The organism is Mycoplasmopsis caviae, from assembly GCF_024498215.1.
Lineage (GTDB): Bacteria > Bacillota_I > Bacilli_A > Mycoplasmatales > Metamycoplasmataceae > Mycoplasmopsis > Mycoplasmopsis caviae.
On sequence record NZ_CP101806.1, the window covers coordinates 528,683 to 543,169 of the forward strand.

Here is a 14,487-nt window from a genome sequence, read left to right on the forward strand (position 1 = left end):
ATTAAATTATTATTCACTAACTGGTTCATACTTAGTTAATTTGGTTACTTTTTCTTCTGTAAAGAAGTCAGTAAATTTATGACGTTCTAAGTTGTGTTCTAGATATGGATACTCATCGTTAACGAGGTTTCCATATGTTCTTTTGTATTCAGTGATAGTATTAAATCTTCATCAATCGAAGTGCTTAGTATTAAATTTATAACCAAAATCATCATTAAAACTTAATTTGTTGTAAAATGCCACAAATATATTTTGTTTTCCCCTAAAAATATCAAAGTATTCACTTTGAAGAAGTTTTATTTGAAATGCACCTGATGTTGAAATAACATGAGTTGAATCATGTGACACATTTATATTATGTTTCATAAATAAATCATTTATGTCAAATCTCAACATATCAAATTCAGTAGTATTTCCTTCTCTTGCTTGTGAAAAATGACCTTCAGGCATATCTGTGTAGTATCTAAAATGATGTATGTCATAATCATAAGTTTTATAATATCTATTGTGAATATCTCGATCGATAGATATTGGAAGAACCTTTGACATACCAGCATTATATCACTTACCTAATGGTGATCCCACGTTTCATACAATGTTTTCTGGCTTATCTCTATCAGGTAAGTATAACGATTTATTGTCAATTGATTGGAATGAACTTAATATTGAAAGAATACTTGTGTATGTCAATTTAGCAAGAGAATTTACTAGTTTTGTGAAAATTTCATCATATTCAGTTTTTTCAATAAGTTTATTTTTGTCTTTTAATTGACTAATTACTTTGTGTGTTAATTTGTTTTCATAATTCAATAAGTCAAAAAATGTGTCGAGAATATATGGAGCACTCTCTTCTTTTATTTTAACAAGAGCAGAACTTACATCATCACCTATCACATGATTTGTAATTGAATTATTTCATTTTGCATAAATTCAATTATTAGCTTTAACAGTATAATATCTCTTATCAGTACTATCAGATTTATTTGTTTCAGTATAACTAACTTCTGATTCGTTATTTGGTTCTAGAAATTCATTATTAAAATTTTTCCCATTTAAGTCAATACCATAAAACGGCTGATCAAATCCATAACGCTTATATAAATCACTAGCTTTATCTGATTTAGGTTTTAGACCAGGTTGACTCTCGTACTTTTTAGCATCTTCCATGGCTTTGGTTTTGTTTGCATATTCATTTTGGCCATTTCTAAGTATATTTACTGAATCAAAGATAAATTTTTTATTACTTTCATCATATTTGTATTTTGGAGATTGAAAATTGTAAATTGTGTTGTAACCAAACTGATCAACTAAAATTTTGTAAAGATTCTTAACAAAATTTACACGTAACGATTTTTCAGATTTAACAAATTCATTGAATTTATTCTTTTGCGGTAATTGATTTCAATTAATCGATCCTTGATCTAGTACACCATATATCTCATTTATTGATGCTTCAATTATGCCATGTTGGTGTTCAATAAATTGACTAACAGCATCTTTAAGATATGCAATGTCATTGTGTGAATATTTAGTTAGTTCAGGTTCTAGTAATTTCTTTACTTCTTCATATTTGTCATATTCTTTAAATACTTCAACTCATGATTTAGCATATTTTTCTTTAAGATTCTTTGCATTATTTTCAATTTTTGAACTAAATTGTTCTTTGTTACATACATCTAAATAATCAGTTTTTGCTAGAGCAATAATTTTATCCTTTGCTTCAATATTCTTTTTGTTGTTTGCATGTCCACTTTCAACAATAGATTTAAGAGCATTGATATTTTTAACAACCGTGTCTAAAAATGATTTGTAACTTTCTTTAACATCTTCTAATGATTTAACCGAATTATTAATTTCCTCAATTAAGGTAAATATCGAAGTAAAGGAACTTCTCACTGTTTCAAGATTGTTTTCAACTCATTGCTCCGATTTTTTTGCTTGAACTTCTGCGTTCTTTGTTTCAACTAATGTCTTAACACCTTTAACATCTTCAAGTTGTTCAAATGGTTTGTATCCATCAATTCCACTATAACTAAATTCATATGCAGTAGGAAATTTATCACTATCAGTGATATTTGAATTAAGTGCACTCTTGAGTGCTTCAAAATTATTAGTATCAATTGATACTAATTGACTAACTGATTGAACATTAGCAAGAAATTCATCAACTTGCTTGTTATTGGCATTAATTAATGATTCTAGATCTTTACTTAGTGCATCATTAATTAAATTTTCTCTTTCGGAAATTTTCGAGTATGAAAAGTTTAAAAAATTAAATCCATTCAATTTAGATTTCTTAGATGAATATGCTGTCTTAAATGCATTAAGACGATTCTTACCATATGTATAATTGCTTAATGATTTATCTTTAAGAAGATTAATAGTCTCTTTTGATTTTAAGAAAGAATCAATTAATGTATCTCTTTGGTTGATGTATTCTTGTGCTTTAATAGTTGAAAAGTCAATGTTTGAACTCTTAGAAAAGTTAACTAGTTCATCTCATTGTGTTTTGAGTCCAATTAGTTCGAGAAACGAAGTAATGTCTCCACCAAATTCATTAACTTTTGATTTAAGAGATGAGTTTATAAATGAATTTAACTCGACAATCTGTTCTTTTTCTTTTAAAATAAGTGCATTTGATTTAAAAATTAGTTGGCCAACTTTTTCAAGATTTCATAGCGAAGAATTTGTTGATATTGACTTAATTTCTTCAACATTGCGATAAAGTTCTCCATACGAGTCACTTTTATCACTTATATCAAGCATATTAGATTGATTAAACGCATTTTTAGATTCTAATTTTGTTTTTAGGGAACTAATTAGATTTGTAACATAACTTAAAATTTCGTCATTAAAGTTAGCAATGTCGCTATTTGCTTTTGATAATTCGCTAATAATTTCACTTCTTTTGACATCTTCATTAGAAATAAGTTTACCATCTTTATCAAAATATCTTGCTAAGATGTCCTTAACTCCATCATATTTTGCTATTGATAAATTAGTATTGTCTTTCAATAAGTCAATATCTTTGTTATTTAATATTTTTTCACTGATTGAATTGTTTGGATTTGATTTTGATTTAATAAATTTACCCAATACACTTTCTCACAATTTTTTGTCTTCACTAAATAATTTAATACCAGCAAAAATGAAATCAGCTGTTAACTCTTGCTTTTTGTCTTTGATTGGTAGTTTAGTTTTTTGTTCTTTATATTCATTAATTTTTACTTGCAAATTACTAAACTTAGATTCTTTTGCACTAATTGAGTCAATTAGTAAATTGTTTGAGTCTTTAAGTGAAATTAATTCATTGGCATTTTCAACTACTTTATCAAAGTAATTAATAAGTCAATTACTTTCTGAAAGCAAAGCATTTGTTTGTTGTTCAGCATCAACTAGTGTTTCACTAAAGAAAAGTTGCTCTTCACGGTTTGCTAATTTTCTTAAAAATGATTTATTGCCCGGGTGGTGACCAACACTGAATTTTGCATATTTGTCAATTTTTTCTTGAAGTTGTTTTTGAAGATCATTGTTTGTAGAAATTTGGTCATTATATCTAGATAATAATTTTTCGAGATCTTCCTTAATTGGATCATAACCAGGCTGATCAACGACTTTCTCGATAATATCATCATGTATTTTTTTAAGTTTCTTACTATTAATCTCAAAGTCTTTTTTAGTGTCTTCATTCACTCATTGACTTTAACATAATTAGATTTATCAACTGATACACCGGCAATTGCACCAATTGATATTACACCAACTATCCCGCAACCAATACCAGCCGATATCCCAACGAGTTTCTTGTTTTTCTTTGTCATATATTCCTTTATTTTTCTATATCAATATTTCTAATTTTTGAGTAATGTGGATATGTTTATTGGACATTAGGAAAATAATGTCATAAAAAACGTTTCATTTTCTAAGTGCATCTATGTTGTTAAATTGCTTAATTTAAAGAAAAATAAATGACTTGTACATGGAAGAAATTAAGACAACTGTAATAATAAGTAGCCTTTATATATTGAAATTGCATATATAATAAAAAGGTTGAAAATATAAGGAGATGACATATGAATAATAATTTTGATTACATTCAACTATATTTAAGAAACATATACAATATGGTACAAAGAGACCAAAGAAGCATAGAAACATACAAACAGTATAAGAAATATTTAACTGTTTTTAAAAAATGAGAAGATATTAACGAATTAATTTCATTAATGAATAAAGAATTACAAAATCGTCAAATATCTAATAATTCTAAACTTACTAAAAGAAATATTTTTAAAGCATTTTTAAGTTGGTATACAAAAATGAATAATTTTTATATGGATTATAACAGTGAACTTGTATATATTCGTGAGGAAAAAGGTAGACGTCAAGCTATACCAGAGAAGATGTTAGAAATATTAATAGACGAACTAAAAAGTTATAAAAATGCTAAATTTAGTGTCCTTTTTAGACTTTTTCTTTCGACAGGCATGAGGGTTGGTGAGTTTAAAATATTTGTTAAGAATGCTCACAAATTGGAAAGTGAGAACTGAAGTTTCATTATACAAACACTAAAAAATAATAAACCTAGATACATCAGAGTACCTTCAAAATACGATATGCCACTAGTTGGGGATCTTAGGCGAGATTTAATGAAATATTTAGAAAATCTTAATTTGACTACAAAATCAATTAAGAATATGTTTTGTGAATTTAGTAAATATATTAAACAAAAATATCCTAATTTTAAACACCAAATATCGGCTCATATTCTAAGGCATAACTTCGCAACAAAAGCTTTTTATAATCTTGGAAGTAATGATTTAGTTGCAAAACTTTTAGGTCATACAAATTCAACAATTACTCAAAAAACATACATTGACTACGATAAAAATATAATGGACCAACTTGCAATTGCAGCGGTTCAGGATCGTAAGACATATGTGTCAATTGTTGAACTTAAAGCAATAAATAAATCTCTGGGAGATAAAATTGTAGAACTAGAAAAAGACAACAAAGCATTAAGAGAAGAAATTGAAAAATTGAAAAATGAAAAAAATTATTGTGCAAGAAAATAAGCAAATCTTATTTAAATAGTATTTTAACAATTTACTAAATTAACTATAAAACAGTTGTTTTAGATAAAATAGAAAATTTGACAATTATTTTTTAATTTAATTTTATTTGATAAAAAATTTGTCTTTATATTAATATCTGTAATATAAATATATTTGTATTATAATTTATATGTATTTATTACGAAAGATTAATGGAGTTTATTTAATGCATAAATTACCAAAATGCATATAAATCAGGTATTTTGTGACATAATAAGAGACATTATTTTCCTAATGTCCCAAAAATATATTTGATTGTTAAAGAATATATACTTCATTTTTGAAATAAATAGAAAAGGAGTCTTTATGACTAGAAAGAACAAGAAAATTATTGAGATTACTGCTGGTATAGCTAGCGGAATAGTTGGGACAATATCAATAGGTACAATCGCTGGTGCATCAGTAGACCATTCTAACTATAAAAAAATCAAGCAGGAATTTGATAAAAAAATTGACAATTTCACTAAGTTCAATAAAAAACTTAAACAAAACCATGATGACTTAGTAAATATTATTAAGGATGAGCCACTAGAAGATGAAGTTAAGGCTCAACTTAATATGATTCTTGATTCTTACAATAAACAAATGCAATTAAACAAAGAACTAAGCGATGAATTAATTAATATCCAAAAAAGCCAAGACAAATACAAGGTTGGTCATCACTTTGGAAACAATTCATTTCTTAGAGCAAAAAGAATCTCAAACAATATAAATTTATTAAAGAAAGAATACCTGAAGCTTGTTGTTGAAACAGAAACAATATTAAACGTTAGTCAAGTTGAGCATTTGCAAAAAATATTTGACACAACCGAAAAGTTAGTAATGAACTATACAACCTAAGAGAAAGTGACAATTTTCTCATAAAATCCATAGAGAATAAAGATGTCAAATTTGATGAACTTAAATCGGCGGTTAATGAATACAAAACACAAAAAGAGAGAGATGAGTTTAAAAATGAGAAGAAACTAACAAAGGATTTCATCTTAACTGGTTTGAAACTACTTAGTGAAGATTATAAAATTTGAGATGAAGGCGTGCTTGCTAAATTAAACGAAGATAAAACCACAAATTCAATTAGCAAAAGTTTGATTAATAACAAAGATGTTGAAGTGTTGCAAACTATCAGTGGTTTGGATATTTCAAAGTTTCAACAGGCAAAAACATACTGACAAAATATTTTACTAGTGAAGGAAAAATAATTAAGTACAAACCTTCTTTGTCGCGAAGTCATATTCTTAATGATCTAAAAATTGCAAATGACACTATTAGCGAATATAATAAGGATATAGTTAAATATAGTACAAATTTAATTACTTCATTAAAGAAAAAATAGATACTTCAAGAATCTTGGAACAAACGACTTTGCTTGATTACAGCAGTGAAAAGAATAATTATGATAAATTGTATTCGGCAAAAGACGAAATTGTTACACATTCATCAGATGGTAACCTTTGAGAACTTGAAAAAGTTGGCAATATTATTCATAAATCAATTGATTTAATCAATAAAGAGAAGAATCAAACAAACTTCACTTATGACTCTTAACTTTGACATTTTTTTCGTAATTTTTTACCAATTTACCTATAAATAAGCAAGATAAAAAAATTTTCACTTTTTTAAAAATGTGTTACCATTATAATACCATTTATGGTATAATTTATATATGTTTGTTAAAATTTCAAAGATAAATGGCATTGAATATGTCAAAATAGCCCGTAGTGTTAGGGATAAGGAAACAAAAAAGGTTAAACAAGTTATTGTTAAAAGACTTGGTAAACTTGAAGATTTACTAAAAGAAGATCCAAACTACATTCAAAATCTAAAAAAATATTATTCAGAACTCTCAAAACAAGAAAGTCAAAGAAAAATTGAACTAGCAAAATTTGGTGAAATATTTATGAATTTTATTGAGGAAGATTCAGATGAGATTAACTATACAGAATTAACAAGAGTTAAGCGTTTTGATGAACTAGAAAATGAAAATCTTTTCGACATAGAGAAGATTAAAGAGCAATTTAGTAATTCATCAACCGAATTTGAATTTTTCAATTATGGTAATCTAGTTTACAAAATAATTTATGAAAAATTAAAACTAGATAAACTAATGAATTCAATAAAATCAACAACTCAAATTAAATATGATTTCAATAATATTGTTCAAAATCTTACCTATATGAGAATCCTAAATCCTTGTTCAAAATTAAGAACTTATAATGAATATGAAAATCATTTTTTGCAAAATGATGATACATTAAAATCTCATTATCGTTCACTTGAAATATTAGGTAAAAAAAGACTCGATATTATCAAGCATATAAACAATGTTTTAAACAAGATAACAAATAGAAAAATAAATAGAGCATTTTACGATGTTACAACTGTATATTTTGAAAGTTTTACCGCTGATGACTTAAGGTTGCATGGTTTTTCAAAAGACCAAAAAGTTAACGAAGTTCAGGTTGTCTTAGGTCTAATGACAGATGCTAATGGATTACCAATAAGCTATAAATTATTTCCTGGAAATACAAGTGATTTTAAGACTTTTGTGCCTTTTATACAGGAAGTTAAGGAAAATTTAGGTATTGAAGATATTACAATAGTTGCAGACAGAGGATTAAATTCAGGTCCAAATTTACTTGAAATAATTAACTCAGGTTACAAATTTATAATGGCTCAAAAAATTGGAGATGCCAAGAATAAAGTTAATGGAATTCTAGACCTTGAAACATATGAAAAAATGGGCGAAGAATTCTTTATGAAAGATGAAAAAATGGTTAAATTTGTGCCTGATAATGACAAGATTAAACAAGAAATTCCAGGGAAATTAGTATTAACTTATTCAGAAAAAAGAGCAAAAAAAGACAGATATGACAGAGAAAGATTAGTTGAAAAAGCGAAAAAATTAATCAAGAATAGCCAGTCAATTGCAAGGTCTGAATTGCAAAAAGGTGGCAAGAAATATCTTGATTATGATGTTAATAAGATTACACTAAAAGAACAAAAAATTGAAGATGATGCAAAATGAGATGGCTTTTATGGTATATTCACAAACAACTTTGAGATGACAAATGAAGAGGTTTTGTATACTTACAGAAAACTTTGACAAATTGAAGAATCGTTCAGAATATTAAAGACAACATTTGAAGTTAGACCGATTTATCTTTGAAAGAAAGAAAGTATTGAAGGACATTTTGCGTTGTGTTATTTGGCATTAGCAATTCATAGATTATTAGAATTCTCACTTGAGTCAGTTATACATCCTTTTAAGTTTACTACAGACAATATTGTTAGAGCATTAAGGAAACTTTGACTAGTTGTTTTTAAAGATGCAAATAGTTCAAATAAGTACTTTTTAAGGTTAAAAGAACCGATTATTTATAAGTGTTTAAGGCAAGTTTTAGGTATAAAAAGAATTCCAAAATGAGGAAACACAAAAGAACTTAAACTATGGTAACACAAAATTGATAGATTAAAAATTTACTAATACAGCTATTTTATAGGTGTATTAGTAAATTTTTTTGATAGAAAATGTCAAAGTTAAGAAAAAAATCAAGCAGGAATTTGATAAAAAAATTGACAATTTCACTAAGTTCAATAAAAACTTAAACAAAACCATGATGACTTAGTAAATATTATTAAGGATGAGCCACTAGAAGATGAAGTTAAGGCTCAACTTAATATGATTCTTGATTCTTACAATAAACAAATGCAATTAAACAAAGAACTAAGCGATGAATTAATTAATATCCAAAAAGCCAAGACAAATACAAGGTTGGTCATCACTTTGGAAACAATTCATTTCTTAGAGCAAAAAAGAATCTCAAACAATATAAATTTATTAAAGAAAGAATACCTGAAGCTGTTGTTGAAACAGAAACAATATTAAACGTTAGTCAAGTTGAGCATTTGCAAAAAATATTTGACACAACCGAAAAGTTAGCTAATGAACTATACAACCTAAGAGAAAGTGACAATTTTCTCATAAAATCCATAGAGAATAAAGATGTCAAATTTGATGAACTTAAATCGGCGGTTAATGAATACAAAACACAAAAAGAGAGAGATGAGTTTAAAAATGAGAAGAAACTAACAAAGGATTTCATCTTAACTGGTTTGAAACTACTTAGTGAAGATTATAAAATTTGAGATGAAGGCGTGCTTGCTAAATTAAACGAAGATAAAACCACAAATTCAATTAGCAAAAGTTTGATTAATAACAAAGATGTTGAAGTGTTGCAAACTATCAGTGGTTTGGATATTTCAAAGTTTCAACAGGCAAAAAACATACTGACAAAATATTTTACTAGTGAAGGAAAAATAATTAAGTACAAACCTTCTTTGTCGCGAAGTCATATTCTTAATGATCTAAAAATTGCAAATGACACTATTAGCGAATATAATAAGGATATAGTTAAATATAGTACAAATTTAATTACTTCATTAAAGAAAAAAATAGATACTTCAAGAATCTTGGAACAAACGACTTTGCTTGATTACAGCAGTGAAAAGAATAATTATGATAAATTGTATTCGGCAAAAGACGAAATTGTTACACATTCATCAGATGGTAACCTTTGAGAACTTGAAAAAGTTGGCAATATTATTCATAAATCAATTGATTTAATCAATAAAGAGAAGAATCAAACAGCTTCACTTATGACTTTTATTGATAACTCACTCAAGTTAAAAATGAAGAACTTTAATGGAAACATAGATGAGCTAATTGAAAAAATAAAATTTCAAACTGAATGGAGTGAAATTAAAGAACTTGTTAATAAAAGTAACGAAGATTTAACAAATGTAAAATCACTAGAATATATTTCTAAAAGAAATGAAATTATTAACTCATTCGTTTCAATTAAACAACATATTAATAAATTAAAGGATGAAGCAGTTAAATTTTGAAAGTATGGTAAACAAAGGCTTGGCGCTTTTAAAACATCATACGAAAATATTAAAAATGAATTAGATGTTTTTAATATATTTGACTTTTCTTATTCAACAATTAGTGATCAATTGAATGAAAATAAGACATTATTAACCAAAAACGTAGATAAAACATTCGAAACAACAAGCGATTTACTTGAATTTTTAAATTCATTAATGCATGCAAAAGAACTTGAAAATGTTGATTTAAAAAACTTTAATAGTGTCAAAAGTGCAATTGCGACAAATATTAATATTAAATTGCCATTAGCAATTAAAATTGACGAAAAAAATAATGTTAGATTTAAACAATTGTCAGAATTAAGTGATGTAAGTTCCATCATTCAAACAATAAATTTAAAAAACAATGTAATAAATGAACTAAATTTAGCTGAATGAAACAACATGAATGTTGATGAAGTTAAAAAAATATATACTCAAATGTTTAACAATATTCTGGAAATCAACCTTGAAATACCTAAAATTGTATCAATAAAGAGCAAATATTTAAAATATGTGGATGAAGCTACCAATATAATAAATACCTATAATCAATCAATTTGAGATAAAAAGAGTATAGAAACAATTCGTGAATATTTATCTAAAACTGAAGTTGAAAAAAAAGTCGAACATTGAAGAAACATAATATCTTCAACTATTAAAAACACTTTATCAATATTCCAAATATGAATGAAGTCTCCTTAAAAATAAATAATAACAATTTGAATAAGATTCAAATATTTGTTGATTATTGAATTAAAGAGTTGTTCGACTATTATTATTGATATGAAGGTAATAAAGATGAAACTGATAAGTATCTACTTTTAATTAAAGAAAGAAAACCTGAAATTTATAGCACAATGAAAAATGTTGTAGATACTTCTCGAAAAAATTATCAAACTGATATTGAAAAAGCATTTGACATAATTGAAAAAATGGATCTTGAATTAACAAATAAGTTAATTTCTCCTCATAATTTTAAAAATATATCTTTAACCGAAGAAGCACTTTACGAAATATTACGACATGAACTCAATAAATAAATTTGAATGAAATAACTGAAAAATTAAACCAAGGAAATTTATTGTTCTTAATGCAAAAAAGAATCATCTTGAGTAGAATTGCTCTCAAGAATTAACCTTAATTAATTATCGAAATTACCAAAAATAACAAGAAAAGAGATAAATAATAATGACAAGAAAAAATAAAAAAATATGGGAATAATTTTGGGTATTACATCTGGAATAGTTGGGACAATATCAATAGGTACAATCGCTGGTGCATCAGTAGACCATTCTAACTATAAAAAAATCAAGCAGGAATTTGATAAAAAAATTGACAATTTCACTAAGTTCAATAAAAACTTAAACAAAACCATGATGACTTAGTAAATATTATTAAGGATGAGCCACTAGAAGATGAAGTTAAGGCTCAACTTAATATGATTCTTGATTCTTACAATAAACAAATGCAATTAAACAAAGAACTAAGCGATGAATTAATTAATATCCAAAAAGCCAAGACAAATACAAGGTTGGTCATCACTTTGGAAACAATTCATTTCTTAGAGCAAAAAAGAATCTCAAACAATATAAACTTATTAAAGAAAGAATACCTGAAGCTGTTGTTGAAACCGAAACAATATTAAATATTAGTCAAGTTGAGCATTTGCAAAAAATATTTGACAAGTGTGAAAAATTGGCTTGTGAAGTATACAATTTAAGAGATAGTGATAATTTTCTCATAAAATCAATAGAAAATAAAGACACTAAATTTAATGAACTTAAACTAGCTATTGACAACTACAAGAAACAAAAAGAAAATGATGAATTTAAGAAAGAGAAGAAACTAACAAAAGACTATATTTTATCTGGTTTAAAATTGCTCAGTGAAGATTATAAAGTTTGAGATGAAGGAACACTAGCAAAGTTTAACGAGAACAAGAACACTAATTCAATAAGCAAGAAGATAATTAGTAACACTGAGATTGAAACAATACAAACTTCAGTTGGTTTAGATATTTCAAAGTACCAACAAGCGAAAAACATACTGGCAAAATACTTTACTGATGAAGGAAAAATAATTAAGCACAAGATATCTCCATCAAGAAGCACAATTCTTAGTGATCTAAAAAGTGCAAATGAATCTATTAATGAATTTAATAATGAAATGATTAAACATAATACAAATCTAATTACTTCACTAAAAGAAAAATTAGACAATTCAAAAGTATTAGAACAAACAACATTGCTTGATTATAGTGTGCAAAAAGCTAATTATGACAACTTATACTTACTAAATGATGAAATCACAAAATATTCATCAAATAACAACAATTGAGAACTTGAAAAAGCAAGTGAAATTATTCATAAATCACTTGATTTAATTAGCAAAGAAAAGAATCAAACTTCCACTCTTATAACTTTTATTGATAATTCAATAAAGTCAAAATTTAAAAATTTAAATGTCAATCTAGATTTTTTAATGGAAAAATTAAAATTACATAGTGAATGGAATGAAGTTGAAGAATTTGCAAAACAAAGTAGTGAAAATTTAACAAATTTAAAGACAGAACAATATATATCTAAACGAAATGAAGTAATTGATTCGTTTATTAAAATTAAAACACATATTAATAAATTGAGGGAAGAAAGTATCAAATTATGAGATTATGGTAAACATAGACTTAACGCTTTTAAAACTTCATATGAAAGTGTAAAGAGTGAACTGGATACATTTAATACATTTGGATTTTCTTATTCAACAATTAATGATCAATTGAATGAAAATAAGACATTATTAACCAAAAACGCAGATAAAACATTCGAAACAACAAGCGATTTACTTGAATTTTTAAATTCATTAACACTTACAAAAGAACTTGAAGATGTTGATTCAAAAAACTTTAATATTGTTAAGAATACAGTTACGACAAACATTAATAATAAATTATCATTAGGCATAAAAATTGCTCATACTAAATTAGATGGATATAAGCAACTAATTGAATTAAGTGACGCGAATGTGCTTAAAGACGGAATAGACACAAAAAATAAATTATTACAAGCAATAAATTCTATTGATTGAGAGAATGGTAATATTGATGATGTCAAAAATCTTTTTGATAAATCATTTAAACTGATTACAGAAATTAATAATAAAATAATTGAATTGGAAACATTAAAGAATAAATACAATAATTTTTTAGATGCAGTTGAAAACAATCTTAGAGAGCTTAAAAACATTGCTGAACCTTATTTGAAAAATCAACAAATGAATATTAATGCCAAAAATAAAATTGTTCAAAAAGCGAGCAAAGACTATTTAAATGTTGATAGCACCACCGATTTTACTAATAAATTGAACAGTAAAAACATAAAAGAAGATTATATGACTAGTTGAACTAAAATATTTAACGAATATAATCTTAATGGTTTTATTTTATTTTGTCCACCCTGTTTTTATCTTTTATTTTGTCCATTTTTAGGTTTCAATTATTATTTTAAAAAGGAGAATTTAAATTATGGAAAATCTTGTAATTAAAACCAGATTTCAAGCAGTTGATACAGGTAAAACAACTGATTATGAAGATAAAAAAATTTTAGATTTAAAAAATTCAACAATATTGAAATAGACCAAATGCCGAAATATCAAAAATATTAGGAAAATTGGGTTGTAGAACATCAACAAAAACAATTAAAAGATATAGAAATCAAATATTGATTGCATCTACAAATAACCAAGATGCAATCAGTATATCACATGGTAATAAAAATAAACTTAGGGGTGTGAAAGTAAGTGATTCAGTTATTATTGATTTAACTAATAGATATTATGAATTAGTGGAACATATTGAGAAAATATCAAAAGGTGATCTTAGTGTAGCCTTGTTGCATTTTTACAATAATGAGCCTTACTAATGATGAAAAAAATTGTTGCCTTTCACTACCTTTTATAAAAGAATGCTTAGACTTGGTTATTGCAGTTCATATGCAACGAGAAAAGTAAAAAATGAGCTTAAGAGAAGAAGAATGTTTTTAGAAAACGGTCAAGATATTTCTAAAATCGAGGCACAGTTTATTAAAATTTATGAAAAAATTCTAAATAAAAATCCATTAAAAGGTGTTTACCAAAATAAAAGTTCTGACTATGATTTTGGGCAAATTATTGAAATTGATGCAACACCACTTCATCTTTTGGAGAAAGTAAGAAGTACCATATTTATAATGCTTGTTGATGCGACAACAAAAAGTTTGTTAGCAATCTGAATTGACATTGAGGAAACAACAATTGGATATCAAAATCTTCTAACACAATTATTTAAAAGGTATGGCATTCCACAAGTAATAATAACGGATAGAAGAAGAACTTTTGAGGTTCAGATAGTACAAGAACAAGTATGGAAGAAGCACTAAATGCAAGAGGAATTGAACTTATAACAAGCGAG

Annotated in this window: 12 protein-coding genes; 11 read left to right on the forward strand and 1 reads right to left on the reverse strand. The window is 26.1% G+C overall.

Annotated features, from left to right (window positions below; translation table 4 throughout):
- Positions 1-9: 9 nt before the first annotated feature.
- Positions 10-3,693 carry a hypothetical protein gene (locus NPA07_RS02500; protein ID WP_256553298.1) on the reverse strand — a complete coding sequence of 1,228 codons (3,684 nt, stop codon included), beginning with the start codon at positions 3,691-3,693 and terminating at the stop codon, positions 10-12.
- A gap of 380 nt (positions 3,694-4,073) precedes the next feature.
- Between NPA07_RS02500 and NPA07_RS02505 the strand changes: the two genes are divergently transcribed.
- From NPA07_RS02505 to NPA07_RS02555, 11 genes are all read left to right on the forward strand, one after another.
- Positions 4,074-5,075, forward strand: coding sequence for a tyrosine-type recombinase/integrase (locus NPA07_RS02505; RefSeq protein ID WP_126117832.1), 1,002 nt, complete (start codon positions 4,074-4,076; stop codon positions 5,073-5,075).
- A gap of 345 nt (positions 5,076-5,420) precedes the next feature.
- Positions 5,421-5,954 carry a hypothetical protein gene (locus tag NPA07_RS02510; RefSeq protein WP_256553299.1) on the forward strand — a complete coding sequence of 178 codons (534 nt, stop codon included), beginning with the start codon at positions 5,421-5,423 and terminating at the stop codon, positions 5,952-5,954.
- Between the two features lie 152 nt (positions 5,955-6,106).
- Positions 6,107-6,313: a hypothetical protein gene (locus NPA07_RS02515; protein WP_256553300.1), complete on the forward strand. Its 207-nt coding sequence runs from the start codon at positions 6,107-6,109 to the stop codon at positions 6,311-6,313.
- Positions 6,314-6,476: 163 nt separating this feature from the next.
- Positions 6,477-6,659, forward strand: coding sequence for a hypothetical protein (locus NPA07_RS02520; protein ID WP_256553301.1), 183 nt, complete (start codon positions 6,477-6,479; stop codon positions 6,657-6,659).
- Positions 6,660-6,777: 118 nt separating this feature from the next.
- A complete protein-coding gene (locus NPA07_RS02525) occupies positions 6,778-8,568 on the forward strand; it encodes an IS1634 family transposase (RefSeq protein WP_256553302.1) in 1,791 nt (596 codons plus the stop codon).
- Between the two features lie 452 nt (positions 8,569-9,020).
- Positions 9,021-10,745 (forward strand): hypothetical protein, encoded by a 1,725-nt coding sequence (locus tag NPA07_RS02530; RefSeq protein WP_256553303.1) that lies wholly within the window; start codon positions 9,021-9,023, stop codon positions 10,743-10,745.
- A 17-nt stretch (positions 10,746-10,762) separates the two neighbouring features.
- Positions 10,763-11,083, forward strand: a complete 321-nt coding sequence (locus NPA07_RS02535) for a hypothetical protein (RefSeq protein ID WP_256553304.1) — start codon at positions 10,763-10,765, stop codon at positions 11,081-11,083.
- A 171-nt stretch (positions 11,084-11,254) separates the two neighbouring features.
- Positions 11,255-11,428, forward strand: coding sequence for a hypothetical protein (locus NPA07_RS02540; protein WP_256553305.1), 174 nt, complete (start codon positions 11,255-11,257; stop codon positions 11,426-11,428).
- Positions 11,429-11,738: 310 nt separating this feature from the next.
- A complete protein-coding gene (locus NPA07_RS02545) occupies positions 11,739-13,583 on the forward strand; it encodes a hypothetical protein (RefSeq protein WP_256553306.1) in 1,845 nt (614 codons plus the stop codon).
- A 125-nt stretch (positions 13,584-13,708) separates the two neighbouring features.
- Positions 13,709-13,960: a hypothetical protein gene (locus tag NPA07_RS02550; protein WP_256553133.1), complete on the forward strand. Its 252-nt coding sequence runs from the start codon at positions 13,709-13,711 to the stop codon at positions 13,958-13,960.
- Positions 13,961-14,002: 42 nt separating this feature from the next.
- Positions 14,003-14,455: a hypothetical protein gene (locus NPA07_RS02555; RefSeq protein ID WP_256553307.1), complete on the forward strand. Its 453-nt coding sequence runs from the start codon at positions 14,003-14,005 to the stop codon at positions 14,453-14,455.
- The last annotated feature ends 32 nt before the right edge of the window (positions 14,456-14,487 follow it).